Here is a 17,380-nt window from a genome sequence, read left to right on the forward strand (position 1 = left end):
GAGGAGGCCGCAATGGCCGTTTTGGTAATCGCAGAGCTGAAGACCGCTTATGAGCGGCGGGATACGCTGCTGGAGTTCGTCCAGACCCTCGCGGTGCACAGCAGGGCAGAGCCCGGCTGCCTGTCCTACCGCCCGATGCTCGATGTCGATCAGGCTGGTACGATCGTGATTGTCGAGAAATGGCAGAGCGCCGCCGCGCTCGAGGCCCATGGTCAAACAGCCCATATGGCGGACTTCAAGGCGGAGCTTGGCGGGGTCGAGGTCTCAATCGAGACCTTTGACATCGCCAACCCGTCATAGCGTCAAACATCAGGGTCGAGCCGGACCAATACCGCGGGCCGCAGACAGGCGGCCCGCAGCCCCGTGAACCGTTGAATTTGAACGGGATCTTTTGTTCCGTCGCGGCGCGCGCGCTCAACAGTCGGCAAATGTTGAGACAAAGAGGACGCATGTGAGCGCGAACAGCGAGGATAATCGCGCAGCGCCTGCAAAAATCACGTTGAATAACTAGCGCTTGAGATATGTTTCAGATTAGTTTGGCGCATGCCAACCGTGACCAATGCTTTTGCGCGCGCCATGGCCCAAGCGGGCGGGATGACGCTGACCGACGATGGAGAGCTGATCTCTGGCGGTACTGTGGTGCGCCGACTTCCCAAACCTGCTGATGGCAAACTCTCTGAGACCGATTATTTCGATCTTCTGGATTGGATCCGGTGCCAGCAAGAGGACGAGATGGCACTGCTTGCGGCCTATGCCAAACTGATCCGGGCGGATGATATTGGTGTGCTGGGCCTTGCGATGAAAACCGCGCCAACCCTGCGGGCATCTCTCGAACGTTTGGAACGGTATTGGCAGGTTGTCACGGATACTGCGATTTATCGACTGGAGACCTCCCAAGATCCGGCGCTCTTGATCTTTGAGGCGCGCACGGGGCATCACCCTGTGCTTGATTTTCGCAACGAAGGCGCCTTTGCCGGATTGGCACGGAATATGCGTCTGTTTGTCGAGGGGGAGCTGATTCTGGACTATGTCACCTTCAGACATGCCTGCCGCAGCGATCCAGAGCAGTACCAGGCGCATTTTGGCTGTCCCGTCCGCTTTGAGGCGGAGCAAAACGTCATCGCGCTGCGCAAAGAGATGCTTGATCTGCCAAACCGGTTGGGCGATGCGGCGGTTTCGGACTTTCTGACCACGCACCTAGAGACCGAGATAGGCACGCTACAGGATGAAACCTCGGTGCGTGCGGGGCTTTTGCGACTGTTGACGCCTGCGCTCAGTAACGGGGTGCCGCAGGCCGCAGATGTGGCCCGCGAGATGGGTATGAGCGAGCGCACGCTCTACCGGCGCCTTGCGGACGAGGGGCTTACGTTTCGCGACGTGCTGACCGAAGCTCAGTCGTCTCTGGCGCAGGAGCTGTTGAAAGACAGCCGCAGCTCGATCGCGGAGATCGCCTTTTTGACCGGGTTTTCGGAGCAGAGCACCTTTAGCCGTGCCTTCAAGCGCTGGGTCGGGCAAGCGCCAGCGCAGTTTCGACAGCAGTTTCCATCGCCCTGATCGCGATTGCTCGTGTATAGTGCACGCGGCCTCTGGCCCCGGCGGTCTATCAGGCACGCGATGCTCGCGCCCAATTGAAACCCTCTCAACTCAGGGGGCTGCTACGGCATTTACGGACGCTTGGCAGGTCCGGCCATGCGCTTGGCAGGTCCTGCCAATACCCGAAGGTCCCACCGAGCCTAACGTAAGGTCATCGACCCCAGAGAGGTCGGGTGATGTTCACAACCCGGCAAGGCCTCTCTGACATCCCAGGAGGCCCATACTATGACCGAAACATCCCCGACACACCCAATCCCGCAAAAGCCACGCGGCAGCCGCTGGTCTGGCTTGCCCGCCTGGCCACAGATCCGGCTGGGCGAGATGACGCAGATGCTCCTGCTCGCAGTTGCAGCGGCGCTTTTGACCGGGCTCCTCGCTCTGCCATTCACGATGCAGGGCCGCCTCATTGCGGACCCGATTGGCGAGTTTGGCCGTATCACCCCTGTGAAGGATGCGCGTCAGTCGGCCTGATCTGCGGCTTGAATGGCGCATGGTGCGGCGTCGGAGCCTCCCCTCTGGCCCATGCTGACCGATGCGCTACCCCCCAGCCTTAACCGCAGTTCTGACTGCGATTGCCCCCCGAGCGGATGGGCATGACGCGCCCGGTGCCCCATTGCCGTGCGTCAAGTCCCGCAGTGCTCGGACCGGTCGCGGCCGTCGGCGCCTCCGCGATGGCCGCACCACCTGAGGCCCGGCTCTATGCCTGTCCCGCAGAGCCGGGCCTATCCTTGATCGACGTCCTGTCCACAGGCGGCGTCACTTGCCTTTTTGGGTAAGCGTGCCTTGGCCGCTTCGCTTTTCTTGATTTCCTGCCTTGAGGAGAACCATCGCCATGACCCTGATCCTGCGCCTTGATACCAGCCCCCGTGTTAAAGGGGCGTACTCTCGTCATCTGGGAGATCGGTTCATCGAGGAATGGATCAACCGACGCAGTGATATGCGGCTTATCGCGCGCGACATAGGGTGTCCTTTGCCATGTGCTTCTGGGGGATGGCATGATCCACGCATATGTTTTGATACGGCCAAAAACCAATGCACCCTGTGCAACCATCGAAAGGCGCTGTCTGCAGGGATATATGCAGAGGTCGATGCGGCCGAGGTCATCGTCATCACCGCGCCTCTGGGCGTTGATGGTGTGCCCGCTGCATTGACGGACTGGTGTGATCACGTGGCGCAGGCCCAATCACGCCGCGCCTCTGGGCCTTTTGGGCGGCGGTACGCCCGCAATGCCATGCTCATGGGGAAGATGATTGTGCTCCTGAGCGCCTGGGAAGAGGGCCGTTGGAGCGACCGTGACGGGGCAAGCCTGCCGCATTTGAATGTCGAGACGCGCCCTCTTGGTGCATCGGTCATCCACCACATGCACATCGCGCGATCTGGTATGGGCCATGAGGCGCAGGCCCTCTCGAGGTTCACTGCCGCAGGTGTGCTGGAGGATCTTGTGGCCCGCTTCGCGCATCCAAGATCCCACGCTGAGTCTGTGGTCACAGCATCCGCGTGTTCGGCCCAAGTGGCTTGAATTTCGGATTGCTGCCGATCAACTCTACGTCATCAAGGGGAGCGTTTCCGGCCTGAGAGGCTGAGCCATTGACGTCCAGACGTATCAGCATGCTCGAAAGCATGCGCTGTTCCGGTCACTCCACAGTGCCGCGCGCAGGTAGGTTTGAACCGGCCCGAGACAGATCCCGCACGAGCGCCTATTGCGCCGGGGTATGGTCAGCAGTTCACACTTGATTTTTAAGGAATAAGTGGCGGAGAGACAGGGATTCGAACCCTGGGTGCCCGTGAAGGCACAACGGTTTTCGAGACCGCCCCGTTCGACCACTCCGGCACCTCTCCGCGGGGGGTGTGAGGGCGTTTAAAGGTGATTTTCTCCGCGTGCAAGGGGCGATTTCACAGTTCGTTCAAGAAAGTCGAATTTTGGTTTGCTGAACGCAATTGTGCTTCTACATTTATTGTATGATCCGTTCGCTTCCCGCGCCGCTGCGCCCCGCCGCATTTGTCACTGTCCTGCTCAACGGCCTCTTTGCCGCAGTCTTTGCTGTTGTGATTGCGCTGCCCGCAAAAACCGAGGCCGCCGATCGTGATCAGGTCAAAGCCTTCCTTGAAATTACCGGTTTTGATGTGGCGCTCGACAGTATTGCGCAATCTGCAGGCGACGCGCCCAAGATCCTCGGGGCGGATGCGGGGGATTTTGGCCTGGCCTGGGAAAGCCTGACGGCTGAGGTATTTGACACCCAGAAGATGCGCGATACTGCGCTCGACATTCTTGAGCAGACCCTCTCTGACGAGGCACTGTTCTTTGCCGCCGAGTTCTATGCGAGTGATCTTGGGCAACGGCTGGTGACGGTGGAGAACGCGTCTCACATGAACGAAGATGGCGGCACTTTGGAGGCAGGGGAGCGCATCGTCAGCAAGCTGGTGGAAGAGGGCGACCCGCGCGTTGCGCTCTACCGGGACATGAACGTCGCCATCGGCGGCACCGAGACCGCGTTGCGGGCGGTGCAGGAGATCCAGTTTCGGTTCTTGATGGCCGCCTCGGCTGCCGGGGTGATCGAGATGCGTATTGACGCCGATGGGCTGCGTGCCTTGATGAAAGCGCAAGAAGGCGAGATGCGACGCGAGATGGCCGCATCAAGCCTTGCGCAATCGGCTTATATCTATCGTGACTTCACCATCGAAGAGGTCGAGGCCTATGTCGAGGCGCTGGAGCATCCGCTGATGCAGGAAGTCTATGAGCTCTTGAATGCGATCCAATATGAGATCCAGGCCAACCGCTTTGAGGAACTGGCGCATCGGATGTCGGATCTGCAGCCCGTGCAGGAACTCTGAGCATCCAACGGCCCCGTAGCAGGTGCTGGGTCATGTCCGTCTGTGGATAAATCTTTGCCGAGTGCAGACGAAGGCTTGACTTTGACTTTGTTCAGGTCCAAAAGCCCGTATCCCGGCCCGGAATCCCCGCGCCGGGGTTTTATTGTCATACCGTCCCGATAGGGGCGCGCTGTTCGAGGTGACACGGGCCAAGCCCTGTCGCAAACGCCCGCAAGGGGACCGAAGGACGCGGTGAGAAAAGGAAAGACTGAAATGTTCGCAGTCCTCAAGACTGGCGGCAAGCAGTACAAAGTTCAGGCGGGCGACATGCTCCGCGTTGAGAAACTGGCTGCAGACGCTGGCGAAACCGTCCAATTCAATGACGTTCTGATGATCGGTGGCGATGCCCCCGTCGTTGGTGCTCCGTTTGTGTCCGGCGCTGCCGTGCAGGCGGAAGTGGTCGAACAGATCAAAGGTGACAAGGTCATCAAGTTCGTCAAGCGTCGCCGTAAGCACTCCTCCAAGCGGACTGTCGGTCACCGTCAGAAGCTGACCCTGGTCAAGATCACCGAGATCCTGGCTTCTGGTGCGGATGCATCCGGCGTGAAAGCGGCAACCGGCAAAGGCGAGGCGGCTCCTGCTGCCAAAGCGGCGCCGAAAGCCAAAGCTGCTGCACCTGCAGCCGCAGGCTCCGACGATCTGACCCAGCTGACCGGTGTTGGCCCTGCCGCCGCCAAGAAGCTGGAGGCCGCTGGCCTCACCACCTTCGCTCAGATCGCAGCCTTGTCTGAAGACGACATTGCTGGTATCGACGCCATCAAGATCAAACCCGAATGGGTTGAGCAGGCCAAAGAGCTGGCTCAAGGCTAAGGAGAGACAAGAATGGCACATAAAAAAGCTGGCGGTTCGTCCCGTAACGGTCGCGACTCCGCAGGTCGTCGTCTTGGCGTGAAACTTTATGGTGGTCAGTCTGCAATCGCGGGCAACATCATTGTGCGTCAGCGCGGCACCAAGTTCTGGCCGGGCGAAGGCGTTGGTATTGGCAAAGATCACACCATCTTTGCGACCGCCAACGGCAACGTGACCTTCCACAAGGGCCTCAAAGGCCGCACCTTTATTTCGGTTCTCCCGGCGGCGGAGGCCGCTGAGTAAACCGGACCCAAAGGGTAATAAAATCTTTAGGGGGATCGGTTAAAAGACCGGTCCCTCTTTTCGTTTCTGGATGGGCCTGCTGGATCTAGCTGGGTGTGCGTGCAGGGGTGACTTGTTTGTAGCCTGTGCACTCCCCATCTCTTTGGCGCGGGGCAGAGGAGATAAGCCCCGGAAAGCCAAGTGTATTATCGAGGTCAGAGTTTCTTGAGGAGGAGCGTCGTTATGGGTTTGGATCAGACAGATCAGCAAGCCATCATCGAGGCGGATCGTTTTGATCTGCGGCCCTTGCGTCCGTCGGATGTGGGATTGATCGAACACTACGCAGGAGATGCGCGCATCGCCAAGATGACCGCGCCGATCCCGCATCCGTATCCCCCCGGCGCAGCCGAAGCCTATGTCAAACGCGGCATCGAGGCAGAGCAGGGCGAGTTCATCTGGGCGATGGACGGCACGAAGGACGGCAATCCTGAACTCATGGGTGTGATCTCGCTGAAGTCCATGGACCGCAACCAGTCCGAGGTTGGCTATTGGGTGGCACCAGCGTTCTGGAACACGGGCCTTGCGTCGATGGCGGTACAACTTCTGGTCGAGGCGAACCCTCTGGGCGATGCCACCATGTTTGCAAGTGTGTTTCAGGACAACCCGGCCTCGGCGCGGGTACTGGCGCATTGCGGCTTTGAATACCTTGGTGACGCAGAAGATTTCAGCGTCGCACGGGATGCCAATGTCCCAACATGGACCTACAGCCGAAAGCTGTAACCGACAGGCAGCATGCGGTATCATCGCGGGCGCGCCACCGGGCGGGTCCGCGTTTTTATGCCGGGCTGCGCAGCTTGGGCATGGAACGGGATCTCCTCAGATCCAAAGACGCAGGGTTGAGCCATCCCCTGAATTCAAGTATTGGCGATCCAACTCGAACATAGAGGCCTACTCATGAAATTCCTCGATCTGGCAAAGGTCTATATTCGCTCCGGCGCCGGCGGGAACGGTTGCGTCAGTTTTCGGCGCGAAAAATTCATCGAATACGGCGGCCCCGATGGCGGTGACGGCGGCAAGGGCGGCTCGGTCTGGGCGGAGGCCGTGGATGGTCTCAACACGCTCATCGATTTTCGCTATCAGCAGCATTTCTTTGCCAAAAACGGCCAGTCCGGCATGGGGCGCCAGCGCTCCGGCAAGGACGGTGACGAGATCGTGCTGCGGGTGCCTGTGGGCACCGAAATCCTCGATGAGGACGAAGAGACGGTTCTGGCGGATCTGACCCATGTGGGCGAACGCGTGCTGCTGGCCAAAGGCGGCAATGGCGGCTTTGGCAACCTGCACTTCAAATCCTCCACCAACCAGGCGCCCCGGCGCGCGAATTCCGGTCAGGAGGGTGTCGAACGCACCATCTGGCTGCGCCTGAAGCTGATTGCGGATGCGGGTCTATTGGGTCTGCCGAATGCGGGCAAATCGACGTTCCTGTCGTCGACCTCCAACGCGCGACCCAAGATCGCCGACTATCCTTTCACCACATTGCACCCGAATCTCGGGGTGGTGGGCATCGACAATACCGAATTTGTGATGGCGGATATTCCGGGCCTCATCGAGGGGGCGCACGAAGGCCGTGGCATTGGGGATCGTTTCCTAGGCCATGTGGAGCGCTGCGCTGTGCTGCTCCACCTGGTTGATGGCACCTCTGAAACGGTGGCCGAGGATTACCGCACAATCATCAACGAACTCGAAGCCTATGGCGGCGAGCTTGCGAGCAAGCCCCGTGTCACCGCGCTCAACAAGATTGACGCGCTGGATGACGAGGAACGGGCCGAGGCGCGTGCTGCGCTTGAGGCCGAGGTGGGAGCGCCGGTTCTGATGATGTCGAGCGTGAGCCGGGAAGGTCTGGATCTGGTCCTGCGTGCGGTGCGCGCCGAGATTGATGATGACCGCCTTCGGATCAAACAGGCGGAGGCGTCCGAGGAGGAGGACACCCCTTGGCAGCCCTAAGCACGGCGCGGCGCGTCGTCATCAAGATCGGCTCCGCCCTTTTGGTGGATCGCACCAGCAGTGCCTTGCGGCAGGAGTGGCTCCTGTCGCTGGCAGAGGATGTGGCCCGCCTGAAAAAACAGGGCAAGGATGTGATCCTCGTGTCCTCGGGCTCGATTGCGCTGGGGCGCGGTGCCCTGGGCCTGCCGCGCAAGGATCTGCCGCTTGAACAGTCACAGGCCGCCGCAGCTGTGGGCCAGATCCGGCTTGCGCGCGCTTATGAGGAGGCCCTGGCGCCGCATGGGATCACCACGGCGCAGGTGCTTGTAACGCTGGAGGACAGCGAAAACCGCCGCCGTTACCTCAATTCCCGCGCCACGCTCGAGACTTTGATCGGTCTGGGCGCGGTGCCCATCGTCAATGAGAACGATACCATCGCCACCGACGAGATCCGCTATGGCGACAACGACCGTCTGGCGGCCCAGGTCGCGGTGACGGTGGGGGCCGATGTGCTGATCCTGTTGTCGGATGTGGACGGGTTCTACAGCGCCAATCCTGCGCTTGATCCAGACGCCAAACGGTTTGACCGTATCGAACAGATCACGCCCGAGATCGAGGCAATGGCGGGCGATGGGGTCTCGGGGCTGTCCAAGGGTGGCATGATTACCAAGCTCTTGGCGGCCAAGATGGCCACCGCTGCGGGCTGCGCCATGGCAATCTCCGAAGGATCGGTGATGTCGCCGGTTTCGGCACTTGAGGCTGGGGCTGCTTCGACGTGGTTCACAGCCCAAGGTGATCCGCAGGTCGCGCGCAAACGCTGGATCGCCGCGATGAAAACCCGCGGCGTGATCACCGTGGATGAAGGTGCGGCCAAGGCGCTGTACAACGGAAACAGTCTGCTGCCCGCAGGGGTGCGTCATGTGGAGGGTGACTTTGGCCGCGGAGATCCGCTGGCCATCCTCGGCCCAGATGGCCGCAAGCTGGGGCAGGGGCTGAGCCGCTACACGGCCGAGGAAGCCCGCGCCCTTCAGGGACATCGTTCGGATGAGATCGAGGCGATCCTCGGCTATGCTGGACGTGCGGCCCTGATCCACCGGGATGACATGGCGCTTTGATCCTGTCATTCTGGCGCTAAGAAGACGTCCTGCCGGCGCGTGATGTGGCGGTATGGCTCGCACCCCGCCTGGGGAAGAAAAGGGCAAAGACATGAAAGATCTGGAAAATATTCCCGCGCTGATGGAAGACATCGGCAAGCGCGCCAAAGCGGCTGCGCAACAGCTTGCGACAGCCTCGGCGGCGCAAAAGGAGCAGGCGCTCAACGCGGCCGCCGATGCGGTCTGGGCTCAGCGCGGCGAGATCATTGCCGCCAATGCCAAGGACCTGGAGTTCGGGCGCGACAAGGGCTTGTCCTCGGCGATGATGGATCGCTTGATGCTGGATGAAGCCCGTATTCAGGGCATCGTGGACGGGTTGCGCGCCGTGGCAGCGCAGGCGGACCCGGTCGGCGCCGTCCTGGACGAATGGACCCAGCCCAGTGGTCTGCGCATTCAGCGCGTGCGTACGCCGCTGGGTGTCATTGGTGTGATCTATGAGAGCCGCCCCAATGTTACCGCAGACGCAGGCGCGCTGTGTCTGAAATCCGGCAACGCGGTGATCCTGCGCGGCGGCTCTGAGAGCCTGCATTCCGCGCAGGCAATCCATGGCTGTCTTGCGGCGGGATTGCGCGCCGCAGATCTGCCCGAGGATGCGGTGCAACTGGTGCCGACCCGCGATCGCGCGGCGGTGCAGGAGCTCCTGACGATGACCGCGTATGTGGATGTGATCGTTCCGCGCGGTGGCAAAGGGCTGGTGGGGCTGGTGCAGCGCGAGGCCCGGGTGCCTGTCTTTGCCCACCTTGAGGGGATCGTGCATATCTACCTCGACAAAGATGCCGACCGTAAAAAGGCAATCGACGTGGTCTTGAACGCCAAGACCCGGCGTACCGGCATCTGTGGCGCGGCGGAGTGTTTGCTGATCCACGAGGACATTGCCGACAGCATCGGCAAGGATGTGCTGGATCTGCTTGCCATGGGTGGGGTCGAAATCCATGCCGAAGAGGGGCTGCCCGGCCCTAATAGCATGCAGGTCGCCACGTCCGAGGATTGGGGCAAGGAATATCTCGACGCGATTATCGCCGCCAAAAAAGTGGCAAGCATCGACGAGGCAATTGCCCATATCCGCACGTATCACTCGGCCCATACCGATTGCATCATTACCGAGAATGACGCTGCCGTGGCGCAGTTTTTCTCTGAGCTCGACAGCGCGATCCTGATGCACAATGCCTCCACCCAGTTTGCCGATGGCGGCGAGTTTGGCATGGGAGCAGAGATTGGCATTGCAACGGGCAAGATGCACGCGCGGGGACCGGTTGGGGCGACGCAGCTGACGAGTTTCAAATATCTCGTGCGCGGTGACGGCACCGTGCGCGCCTGACCTGCGTGACGGATGTGACGCCTTGCTGAAACGCAAAAACGCCGCTGAGAGATCAGCGGCGTTTTTCATAGGGCTGGCGACATGATCAGAAGCTGATCGAGATCTTCTCCGCAGTCTGGTTGAAGGCCAGCGTGTAGCCGGCTTCGTTGGCCGCGGCGGGCAGCAGTGCAAATTGCACCAGTGCTGGCGTGATTTCCGCAGGTGTGGTGTCTGCCACCAGACCAGACCAGAGCGTCTCGTCCACGTTGATTTTGCGCCCTTCGCCGGTGACGGTCCAGCCGTCGGTACTGCGCAGGATCTGGACAGTGCCGCCGTAGGGCAGTGCGCTTTCGAGACAGAGCCCCGCCAGAAACGCCATTCGTACATCGCGGCGCGCAGCCGAGTCCTGAGACGACCAGTTGTATTTGATCCGCCCGCCTTTGCTGACGTCGCTGAGAACGCTCATGATTTCCATTCGGCCCAGTTCTTGTTCGCCAGCGGCGCCAAAAGCGACACGAAAGAAACGAATGCGGGCGTTGGCATTGTTCACACTGTCCGAAATCAGTTCAAGCTCCGGCCCCTCGAGCGAATTGGACATGCCGAGCAATTCCAGACCGTTGTTGATCGCGCCCACCGGGCTGATCAGGTCGTGACATATGCGTGAGCCTACCAATGCGGCCAGATTGGCGTTATCTACACTCATAACTTTCCTCCAATAGGGCCACCCAAGCGATGAATGACCTGAATGCGATCCTGGCACCCGGCATGTTTGTCCGTCATCCCGACCACCCGGATTGGGGGCTGGGGCAGGTACAGTCAAACGTGGGCGGTAAGATCACTGTCAATTTTCCCGACCAGGGCAAAGTCGTCTTTGACGGCGCGCGTATTGCCCTTGTTCCTGTCTTTGATCCGTAAAAACGGTTTATGAAAGGTTAACCAATCATAGACAAGTGTGCATATTTCTTGCGCACGAATATGCCGATGGGCTATTGCCCGCGACAAATCAAGGGTAGAGCTGAACCATGCACGATGGCGCGCCACAGTTTTCCGTGAGGATGGCAAAGACCGACGAGGACCTACGCGCCGCGCAGGCGCTGCGCTACGAGGTCTTTGTGCGCGAGCTGGGCGGAAGCGGGGCTCTGGTGGATCACGAAGCCGGGCTGGAGCGCGACCAGTTCGACCCTTATTTCGATCATATGCTGGTGAGCGACGACACCTCGGGCGAGGTGGTTGGCGTCTACCGGTTGCTCCGAGGGGATCAGGCCGAGCGTTTGGGGCGGTTCTACTCCGAGGATGAATATGACCTTGCGCCCTTGCGGGCTTCGGGGCGCAAGCTTTTGGAGTTGGGGCGCTCCTGCCTCCATGCGCAGTATCGCGGTGGCATGGCGATGTTTCACCTCTGGAACGGGCTTGCGGCTTATGTGGCCGAACATGAAGTCGAAGTGCTCTTTGGGGTGGCGTCCTTTCATGGCACTGATGCCATGGATCTGGCGCAACCTCTGTCCATGCTACATGCAAACCATCTCGCGCCCGAAGAATTACGCGTTTGTTCAAGGGCTTATCAGCCAATGAATGTATTGCCCGAAGATCAGATCGACCGCCGCAAGGCGATGCTGAAGACACCTGCGCTCATCAAGGCATATCTGCGGCTTGGCGGGTTTGTTGGCGACGGCGCTTATGTGGATCATGATTTCAACACCACGGATGTCTGTCTGATCCTCGACACCGCGCGCATGAACGCGCGCCAGAAGAGCATCTATACCCGCGGAACCGCCTCTGCATGAGTGTCAGCTGGCAGAGCGAGACGCCCCCCGAGAAGACCCGGATCACGGCGCTTGGTTGGGGCATGGTGGTGCTACGGGGCAGTGCGCTCGCGGTGCTTGTATTTGGCTGTCTGGCACTGTTGCTGATCGTCCGCCTCATTGAGCGCCCGCTTTTTGGGGTTCAGAGGCCGCTGACGCCGTTCATCACCGTGTTTGTCTGCCGCAACGCCTTTCGCATTCTTGGCATGCGGTTTCACACCCGTGGCCGCAGCATGCGCGCACCGGGGATTGTGGTGGCGAACCATTCGTCCTGGCTCGACATTTTTGCGCTGAATGCCAAGAAGCGAATTTATTTTGTTTCAAAGTCCGAGGTCGCGGGCTGGCCCGGCATCGGCTGGCTGGCGCGGGCGACAGGGACCGTGTTCATCGAACGCAACCGAGCCAAGGCCCAAGAGCAAAAGGCGCTGTTTGCCGCACGCCTCAAGGCCGGGCACAAGCTGTTGTTTTTTCCCGAAGGCACCTCTACCGACGGGCTGAGGGTGTTGCCGTTCAAGACCACGCTGTTTGCCTCCCTCTTTGAAGAAGATCTGCGTGAGGAAATGCATGTGCAGCCTGTCTCTGTCGTCTTTGATGCCCCCAAAGGCGCCGAGCGCCGGTTTTATGGCTGGTGGGGCGACATGGACTTTGGCTCGCATCTTCTAAAAGTGCTTGCGGCGCAGCCACAGGGCGGGGTGGAGATCCTGTATCATACGCCGGTTCGGGTGGCGGATTTTGCCGATCGCAAGGCGCTGGCGGCCTATTGCGAAGAAGTGGTGCGCGACGGACATGCCTCTGCGCTGCCTCTGGTGGCCGACGCGGTAGCCAAAGATCACCCCTGAGCCGTGCGCTTTTGCGCTTGCGCAACAGGAAAACCTGCCTTATACGCGCGCCATCGAACCCGCAGGCGGGGTTTGGCCTGTTCAGGGGAGACATCCCTGACAGACCGCCGGTTGGACACATTCCTGTCTGAACCCCCGCTGAGGATAAAACCGGAAAGGAAAGAATAGCATGGCTCTTCCCGAGTTCACCATGCGTCAGCTGCTCGAAGCTGGCGTTCACTTTGGTCACCAGACTCAGCGCTGGAACCCGCGCATGTCGCCCTTCATCTACGGCGCGCGCAACGGCATCCACATCATGGACCTCACCCAGACTGTTCCGATGCTGGACCAAGCTCTGACCGCGATCCGTGACACCGTCGCCAAAGGCGGCCGCGTTCTGTTTGTTGGCACCAAGCGTCAGGCCGCAGCGCCGATCGCCGAAGCCGCAGAGAAATCCGCGCAGTACTACATGAACCACCGTTGGCTCGGCGGCACGCTGACCAACTGGAAAACCGTGTCCCAGTCGATCAACCGTCTGAAAGAGATCGACGAGCGCATGGCTGCTGGCGCCGAAGGCCTGACCAAGAAAGAGCGTCTGGGCATGGAGCGTGACCAGGAGAAGCTGCAAGCGTCCCTCGGCGGTATCCGCGATATGGGCGGCGTGCCGGACCTGCTGTTCGTCATCGACGTGAAAAAAGAAGCGCTGGCAATCGCCGAAGCCAACAAACTGGGTATCCCGGTTGTGGCTGTTGTCGATACCAACTGCTCGCCCGATGGTGTAGACTACATCATCCCCGGCAACGATGACGCGGCGCGCGCGATTTCGCTCTACTGCGATCTGGTTGCCCGTGCAGCACTGGACGGCATGTCCGCGCAGCTCGGCGCTGCCGGTGTTGACCTCGGTGCTCTGGAAGAGGCACCTGTCGAAGAAGCCGTCGCTGAAGAAGCAGCCGGCGCCTGATCCGACAGCGTGTCATCGAATTGACATGTGGGGCAGGGTAGACCTGCCCCAAACCGCATTTGACTTGAGGAGAGCCTAAGATGGCAATCACTGCAGCAATGGTGAAAGAACTGCGCGAATCCACCGGCGCAGGCATGATGGACGCGAAAAAAGCACTGGTCGAAAACGACGGCGACATGGAAGCCGCTGTTGACTGGCTGCGCACCAAGGGCCTCGCCAAAGCGGCCAAGAAATCCGGCCGTACCGCCGCAGAAGGTCTCGTGGCAGTTGTCGTCGACGGCGGCAAAGGTGTTGCTGTTGAGGTGAACTCCGAAACCGACTTCGTCGCGAAAAACGGCGAGTTCCAGACCATGGTTGCTGGCATCGCCAAAGCAGCCCTGTCCGTGGACTCTGTCGAAGCTCTGGCCGAAGCAGATCTGGGTGGCAAGACTGTTGCCAACACACTGACCGACAAGATCGCGACCATCGGCGAGAACATGACCCTGCGCCGCATGGCGAAGCTCGAAGGTGAGACCGTTGTGTCCTACGTGCACAACGCTGCCACCGACGGCATGGGCAAAATCGGCGTTCTCGTTGCGCTCTCGGGTGGTGACGAAGCGATCGGCAAGCAGGTAGCGATGCACATCGCAGCTGTGAACCCGGCGGCTCTCTCCGAGGCAGACCTTGATCCGGCGATCGTTGAAAAAGAGCGTCAGGTTCAGATCGACATCGCGCGCGAGTCCGGCAAGCCCGAGCAGGTCATCGAGAAGATGATCGAAGGCCGCATGAAGAAATTCGTTGCTGAATCCACACTGCTGAACCAGCAGTTCGTGGTGAACCCCGACCTGACCGTGGAAGCGGCAGCGAAAGAAGCAGGCGCAACCGTCACCGGCTTCATCCGCGTTGAGGTTGGCGAAGGCATCGAAGTCGAAAAAGAAGACTTCGCAGCAGAAGTGGCAAAGGCCGCTCAGGGCTGATTGCCCGTCTGAATAAGTGTTGAAGAGACCCCCGTAACCTTATGGTTGCGGGGGGTTTTCTATTTGATCTGCGCGTTTTCGGCAGGTGTATTGGCGATATCGATGCAGGCTCTGGCGCATTCCGCTTCTAGTGAAAGAGCGCGTTCTGAATTGTGTCTGCGTTGTAAGCTGAAGCTCCGGCCATCAGCGCGGAAAAATACACGCTGACAGGCCGGACAGGTCAGAGAGCCCTTGTAATATCAGGGATCGTTTCCTGAAGTTCCCAGGCTAAGCCACCACTCACGGAACATCCTTAGTCTGAGCCGCCGATAAGATTCCGTAAAGTCTGCTTTTCCATACCATTTGAGGGGCTTACTGCATGAAAGTCACACGGAATCGTCATGAAAATGTAGCGATTTATCGGGTACTCCCGGCACCGTGTTGGGCGTTTCAATGCACTTTGAGGGCTGCGTTTTAATGCTCGACCGCATACATTTGATTGTGCAACGCCGCCTTCAGCACCGCCTGGGCCGTTGTTTCAACACTCAGTGTCGCGCGCGCCAGACGGAGGTGCTTTTCGATCGTCGCAGGCGTCAGCCCCATCAGGAGCGCGATGTCCTGAGTGGTTTTGCCGTCGCCCACCCATTGCAGCACCTCGCGCTGTCGCTTGGTCAGGCCTCGTTTCGGTGCGTGGTAGGGCAGGGTCAGAATCTTGAGATGCGCCACATTGTTCATCAACACGATGTCCGCGCCATGCTCGGCCCAGATCTGATCGATTCCATCCTGATCGAGGTCCGCGCGCGCCGCCAGTGAGATCGCCCCCTTGAAGCGCTCTGAAGCGGAGTTGAAGCTGATCGTATACCCGGCATGCACCCCCATGGATTGATTGAAGTCCTGCACTTTGCGGGCCTGTTTGTCCAAGAGCCCCTGCGCGGCCATCTCCTGCGACACGCGCCAGCTTGCATGGCCCTCGTTCTCCAAGGCCCAGGTCAGCATCGGCGCATGTGCGTATAGCCCATCGGCAAGAAAGCCCTGCAGATACTCTGGGCAATGGTTGGTCAGGATCACAAAATCATCCGGATCCCCCAACGAGGTGCGTGTCTTGAACAGCGTGTAGCCATAGAGCAGGCGATCAAAGCCATAGCGGCTCATTTGTTGGACATGCGCGCGCCACAACTCCTCGATGGTTTTGAACTGGGTCAGTTGTTGCAAATACTCAGACAGGGTCATGTCTGAGTCTCCAGCTTCCATGCGGGACACGGGACTGTTCGTGCATTGAGGCATAGTGCATGCGGGGTCCAGAGACGCCGATCATGAATTCGCGGCGTCTCGGGATCAAAGCGGACTGTGGCGGTGCCAGCTGCGTGTTCGTTCTGCCAATTCAGTTTATCGCGCGTGTTCATGTCGCTTTTTGGTGCCCCCGTTGACCCAAACCGTTGGTTCAGGTTGCGAAAACCTGATGCGTGATGGGGTGTCACCTGCGTGAAAGCCGGTCTTGCCGCAGTCATTTAAAGCGACGTGGCATCCCATTGGTTTTGCAAAGGCAGCCCCCTGATCCCCAGACGTGTTTGCACAAACCTTGCGCAAAATGACCGGGCATTCAACTGCGGGTTGCCGCTTTGGAGGAAATCTTCTGCTGATGAGGTCGCAAAGCGCCAATGCGGCCCACCAGGGTGATGGTTCCAATACGATTAGAATTGCGCGTGGATCGGCTGAGGCTGGTAACACAATAGCAAACCTCCCTCTCCAGACTCAATCATGGTGGGTTTGCTGCAGGATTATCTGCGGTGCCAAGAATTTGAATTTGGGGGACTTATGGAACGCGAGGAATGGATCAACCGTCGGCTGCATGGTGACGGCGTGGTCGAGCTACAGTTGGGGCATGCGCCTCAAAACCAGCTCACGTCAGCTTTTCTGAAGGATTTTGCGCAAGAAATCAATGAGATGCGTTCTGATTCTGACGTGAGGTCCGTGCTGTTGACCAGCCCGTTCAAGGATTTTTCTACCGGCGTAGATCCTGAACTTAAGGATGTCAGCGCGCTGGAAGGCGACCTCAACGCTGCATTTCTGGCGCTCTATTCCTTCCCCAAGCCTGTTGTCGTTGCGTCTGTCGGCCTGAGCTCCGGGGCGGGCATGTTTTTTGTCTTGGCCAGCGATCTGCGGGTCGCCCACGCGCGGGCCGGATTTGAGCTGATCGACGTACAGTTGGGGCGTGCCTATCCCGCCGCCTTGATGGAGATTGCCCGCGCGACGCTTGATACCAACACCCAGCGACGCTTGATGCTCACTGGACAGCGCCTGGGTCCGATTGCGGCCCGCAACGCGCAGTTCATCGAAGTCTTGGCAGATGACCTTGAGGATCTGCACGGCTACGCTCTGAAAGAGGCCCGACGCATGGCGCAACTGCCGGCGGAGGCTTATGCGGCGATCAAACGCGATCTGCGGACCGATACAATCAAAAGGATCGAATCCCGCCTCGACGCCGCATTGCAGCCCACTTTTGGCACGTCGCGCCTCGCGAGCTGAGCGCGTGCTTGGATTTTTGAACCTGCGCGGTTAAACATGGCTCAAAACCAATAGGTTGGAGCGGGATGTTATGATCGCGAACAAGATCGAAGTGCGCCGCGCCGAGGACGGACAGATCGTGGTGAGCAAAGGCACCTGGTCTGATACCTTTCCGGAAGAACAGCGCGAAGCCTGGGCAACTTGGTATGAGCAGATGTATCAGGACTATGCCTATGATGGTTATGCGCTGATGGCGCAATCCCTGCGCGATCTCGCCTAGCGCGCGGAGGTAGTTCTTTTACCAAAGATGCATCGCCGCAGAGGATTGAGGTTCGCCCCGCACATTCTCTGCGCCGTGGTCGGAACTGAACGATCCGAGAGCCGGGGAATGGA

20 protein-coding genes and 1 tRNA gene are annotated in these 17,380 nt (G+C 59.7%); 18 read left to right on the forward strand and 3 right to left on the reverse strand.

Annotation, left to right across the window (positions count from 1 at the left end; all coding sequences use genetic code 11):
- Positions 1-12: 12 nt before the first annotated feature.
- The 4 genes from ACZ1HH_RS05880 to ACZ1HH_RS05895 all read left to right on the forward strand — a co-directional run bounded on the left by ACZ1HH_RS05880 (position 13) and on the right by ACZ1HH_RS05895 (position 3,112).
- Positions 13-300 carry a putative quinol monooxygenase gene (locus tag ACZ1HH_RS05880; RefSeq protein WP_472636127.1) on the forward strand — a complete coding sequence of 96 codons (288 nt, stop codon included), beginning with the start codon at positions 13-15 and terminating at the stop codon, positions 298-300.
- A gap of 243 nt (positions 301-543) precedes the next feature.
- Positions 544-1,554: a helix-turn-helix transcriptional regulator gene (locus ACZ1HH_RS05885; protein ID WP_472636128.1), complete on the forward strand. Its 1,011-nt coding sequence runs from the start codon at positions 544-546 to the stop codon at positions 1,552-1,554.
- A 264-nt stretch (positions 1,555-1,818) separates the two neighbouring features.
- Entirely contained in the window at positions 1,819-2,064 is a 246-nt protein-coding gene (locus ACZ1HH_RS05890) for a hypothetical protein (RefSeq protein WP_416368358.1), read from the forward strand.
- Between the two features lie 361 nt (positions 2,065-2,425).
- Positions 2,426-3,112, forward strand: coding sequence for an NAD(P)H-dependent oxidoreductase (locus ACZ1HH_RS05895; protein WP_472636129.1), 687 nt, complete (start codon positions 2,426-2,428; stop codon positions 3,110-3,112).
- Between the two features lie 230 nt (positions 3,113-3,342).
- Here the strand turns inward: ACZ1HH_RS05895 and ACZ1HH_RS05900 are convergent.
- A tRNA-Ser gene (locus tag ACZ1HH_RS05900) sits at positions 3,343-3,432 on the reverse strand.
- Positions 3,433-3,552: 120 nt separating this feature from the next.
- On the opposite strand from ACZ1HH_RS05900, the gene ACZ1HH_RS05905 reads away from it, so the two are divergent.
- The 7 genes from ACZ1HH_RS05905 (at position 3,553) to ACZ1HH_RS05935 (ending at position 9,987) form a co-directional block, all read left to right on the forward strand.
- Positions 3,553-4,425 (forward strand): DUF2059 domain-containing protein, encoded by an 873-nt coding sequence (locus tag ACZ1HH_RS05905; protein ID WP_472636130.1) that lies wholly within the window; start codon positions 3,553-3,555, stop codon positions 4,423-4,425.
- A gap of 252 nt (positions 4,426-4,677) precedes the next feature.
- Positions 4,678-5,274, forward strand: coding sequence for a 50S ribosomal protein L21 (locus ACZ1HH_RS05910; protein WP_011538540.1), 597 nt, complete (start codon positions 4,678-4,680; stop codon positions 5,272-5,274).
- Positions 5,275-5,286: 12 nt separating this feature from the next.
- A complete protein-coding gene (rpmA, locus tag ACZ1HH_RS05915) occupies positions 5,287-5,556 on the forward strand; it encodes a 50S ribosomal protein L27 (protein ID WP_005611266.1) in 270 nt (89 codons plus the stop codon).
- A gap of 222 nt (positions 5,557-5,778) precedes the next feature.
- Complete coding sequence (locus ACZ1HH_RS05920; RefSeq protein WP_011538541.1) at positions 5,779-6,315, forward strand: GNAT family N-acetyltransferase; 537 nt, start codon at positions 5,779-5,781, stop codon at positions 6,313-6,315.
- A 174-nt stretch (positions 6,316-6,489) separates the two neighbouring features.
- Entirely contained in the window at positions 6,490-7,536 is a 1,047-nt protein-coding gene (gene obgE / locus ACZ1HH_RS05925; protein WP_011538542.1) for a GTPase ObgE, read from the forward strand.
- On the forward strand, positions 7,524-8,630 hold the full coding sequence (gene proB, locus ACZ1HH_RS05930; protein WP_472636131.1) for a glutamate 5-kinase: 1,107 nt from the start codon (positions 7,524-7,526) through the stop codon (positions 8,628-8,630). Before obgE ends, proB begins: the two co-directional genes overlap by 13 nt.
- A 91-nt stretch (positions 8,631-8,721) precedes the next feature.
- Positions 8,722-9,987, forward strand: a complete 1,266-nt coding sequence (locus tag ACZ1HH_RS05935; protein ID WP_472636132.1) for a glutamate-5-semialdehyde dehydrogenase — start codon at positions 8,722-8,724, stop codon at positions 9,985-9,987.
- A gap of 85 nt (positions 9,988-10,072) precedes the next feature.
- Here ACZ1HH_RS05935 and ACZ1HH_RS05940 read toward each other — a convergent pair whose 3' ends face one another.
- Positions 10,073-10,669, reverse strand: a complete 597-nt coding sequence (locus ACZ1HH_RS05940) for a histidine phosphotransferase family protein (RefSeq protein WP_472636133.1) — start codon at positions 10,667-10,669, stop codon at positions 10,073-10,075.
- Positions 10,670-10,698: 29 nt separating this feature from the next.
- Between ACZ1HH_RS05940 and ACZ1HH_RS05945 the strand changes: the two genes are divergently transcribed.
- The 5 genes from ACZ1HH_RS05945 (at position 10,699) to tsf (ending at position 14,503) form a co-directional block, all read left to right on the forward strand.
- Positions 10,699-10,881 carry a DUF3553 domain-containing protein gene (locus ACZ1HH_RS05945; protein WP_011538546.1) on the forward strand — a complete coding sequence of 61 codons (183 nt, stop codon included), beginning with the start codon at positions 10,699-10,701 and terminating at the stop codon, positions 10,879-10,881.
- A gap of 107 nt (positions 10,882-10,988) precedes the next feature.
- Positions 10,989-11,750, forward strand: a complete 762-nt coding sequence (gene olsB / locus ACZ1HH_RS05950; RefSeq protein ID WP_472636134.1) for an L-ornithine N(alpha)-acyltransferase — start codon at positions 10,989-10,991, stop codon at positions 11,748-11,750.
- The gene (olsA, locus tag ACZ1HH_RS05955; RefSeq protein ID WP_487320425.1) at positions 11,747-12,607 is read left to right on the forward strand and encodes a lyso-ornithine lipid O-acyltransferase; all 861 of its coding nucleotides are present in this window, start codon (positions 11,747-11,749) and stop codon (positions 12,605-12,607) included. Before olsB ends, olsA begins: the two co-directional genes overlap by 4 nt.
- A gap of 169 nt (positions 12,608-12,776) precedes the next feature.
- A complete protein-coding gene (gene rpsB, locus ACZ1HH_RS05960; protein ID WP_011538549.1) occupies positions 12,777-13,547 on the forward strand; it encodes a 30S ribosomal protein S2 in 771 nt (256 codons plus the stop codon).
- An 80-nt stretch (positions 13,548-13,627) separates the two neighbouring features.
- Positions 13,628-14,503 carry a translation elongation factor Ts gene (tsf, locus tag ACZ1HH_RS05965; RefSeq protein WP_416368365.1) on the forward strand — a complete coding sequence of 292 codons (876 nt, stop codon included), beginning with the start codon at positions 13,628-13,630 and terminating at the stop codon, positions 14,501-14,503.
- Positions 14,504-14,956: 453 nt separating this feature from the next.
- On the opposite strand, the gene ACZ1HH_RS05970 is transcribed toward tsf, so the two are convergent.
- Positions 14,957-15,712, reverse strand: coding sequence for a helix-turn-helix transcriptional regulator (locus tag ACZ1HH_RS05970; protein ID WP_011538551.1), 756 nt, complete (start codon positions 15,710-15,712; stop codon positions 14,957-14,959).
- Between the two features lie 528 nt (positions 15,713-16,240).
- Between ACZ1HH_RS05970 and ACZ1HH_RS05975 the strand changes: the two genes are divergently transcribed.
- Together ACZ1HH_RS05975 and ACZ1HH_RS05980 are read left to right on the forward strand one after the other, a co-directional pair.
- Positions 16,241-17,008, forward strand: a complete 768-nt coding sequence (locus ACZ1HH_RS05975) for an enoyl-CoA hydratase/isomerase family protein (RefSeq protein WP_472636136.1) — start codon at positions 16,241-16,243, stop codon at positions 17,006-17,008.
- A gap of 70 nt (positions 17,009-17,078) precedes the next feature.
- Positions 17,079-17,267 (forward strand): hypothetical protein, encoded by a 189-nt coding sequence (locus tag ACZ1HH_RS05980; RefSeq protein ID WP_044026729.1) that lies wholly within the window; start codon positions 17,079-17,081, stop codon positions 17,265-17,267.
- Positions 17,268-17,380 lie beyond the last annotated feature (113 nt).

This window comes from Epibacterium sp. HA2-3, assembly GCF_055693725.2.

Bases quoted from the DNA above. Each gene is read 5' to 3' on its own strand.
- ACZ1HH_RS05905 (WP_472636130.1), top strand. From the start codon at position 3,553: ATGATCCGTTCGCTTCCCGCGCCGCTGCGCCCCGCCGCATTTGTCACT.
- ACZ1HH_RS05935 (WP_472636132.1), top strand. From the start codon at position 8,722: ATGAAAGATCTGGAAAATATTCCCGCGCTGATGGAAGACATCGGCAAG.
- ACZ1HH_RS05920 (WP_011538541.1), top strand. From the start codon at position 5,779: ATGGGTTTGGATCAGACAGATCAGCAAGCCATCATCGAGGCGGATCGT.
- ACZ1HH_RS05940 (WP_472636133.1), bottom strand. From the start codon at position 10,669: ATGAGTGTAGATAACGCCAATCTGGCCGCATTGGTAGGCTCACGCATA.
- ACZ1HH_RS05980 (WP_044026729.1), top strand. From the start codon at position 17,079: ATGATCGCGAACAAGATCGAAGTGCGCCGCGCCGAGGACGGACAGATC.
- ACZ1HH_RS05890 (WP_416368358.1), top strand. From the start codon at position 1,819: ATGACCGAAACATCCCCGACACACCCAATCCCGCAAAAGCCACGCGGC.
- ACZ1HH_RS05975 (WP_472636136.1), top strand. From the start codon at position 16,241: ATGGTGGGTTTGCTGCAGGATTATCTGCGGTGCCAAGAATTTGAATTT.
- ACZ1HH_RS05970 (WP_011538551.1), bottom strand. From the start codon at position 15,712: ATGACCCTGTCTGAGTATTTGCAACAACTGACCCAGTTCAAAACCATC.
- olsB (WP_472636134.1), top strand. From the start codon at position 10,989: ATGCACGATGGCGCGCCACAGTTTTCCGTGAGGATGGCAAAGACCGAC.
- rpsB (WP_011538549.1), top strand. From the start codon at position 12,777: ATGGCTCTTCCCGAGTTCACCATGCGTCAGCTGCTCGAAGCTGGCGTT.
- tsf (WP_416368365.1), top strand. From the start codon at position 13,628: ATGGCAATCACTGCAGCAATGGTGAAAGAACTGCGCGAATCCACCGGC.
- ACZ1HH_RS05945 (WP_011538546.1), top strand. From the start codon at position 10,699: ATGAATGACCTGAATGCGATCCTGGCACCCGGCATGTTTGTCCGTCAT.
- ACZ1HH_RS05910 (WP_011538540.1), top strand. From the start codon at position 4,678: ATGTTCGCAGTCCTCAAGACTGGCGGCAAGCAGTACAAAGTTCAGGCG.
- ACZ1HH_RS05895 (WP_472636129.1), top strand. From the start codon at position 2,426: ATGACCCTGATCCTGCGCCTTGATACCAGCCCCCGTGTTAAAGGGGCG.
- ACZ1HH_RS05885 (WP_472636128.1), top strand. From the start codon at position 544: ATGCCAACCGTGACCAATGCTTTTGCGCGCGCCATGGCCCAAGCGGGC.
- rpmA (WP_005611266.1), top strand. From the start codon at position 5,287: ATGGCACATAAAAAAGCTGGCGGTTCGTCCCGTAACGGTCGCGACTCC.
- ACZ1HH_RS05880 (WP_472636127.1), top strand. From the start codon at position 13: ATGGCCGTTTTGGTAATCGCAGAGCTGAAGACCGCTTATGAGCGGCGG.
- olsA (WP_487320425.1), top strand. From the start codon at position 11,747: ATGAGTGTCAGCTGGCAGAGCGAGACGCCCCCCGAGAAGACCCGGATC.
- obgE (WP_011538542.1), top strand. From the start codon at position 6,490: ATGAAATTCCTCGATCTGGCAAAGGTCTATATTCGCTCCGGCGCCGGC.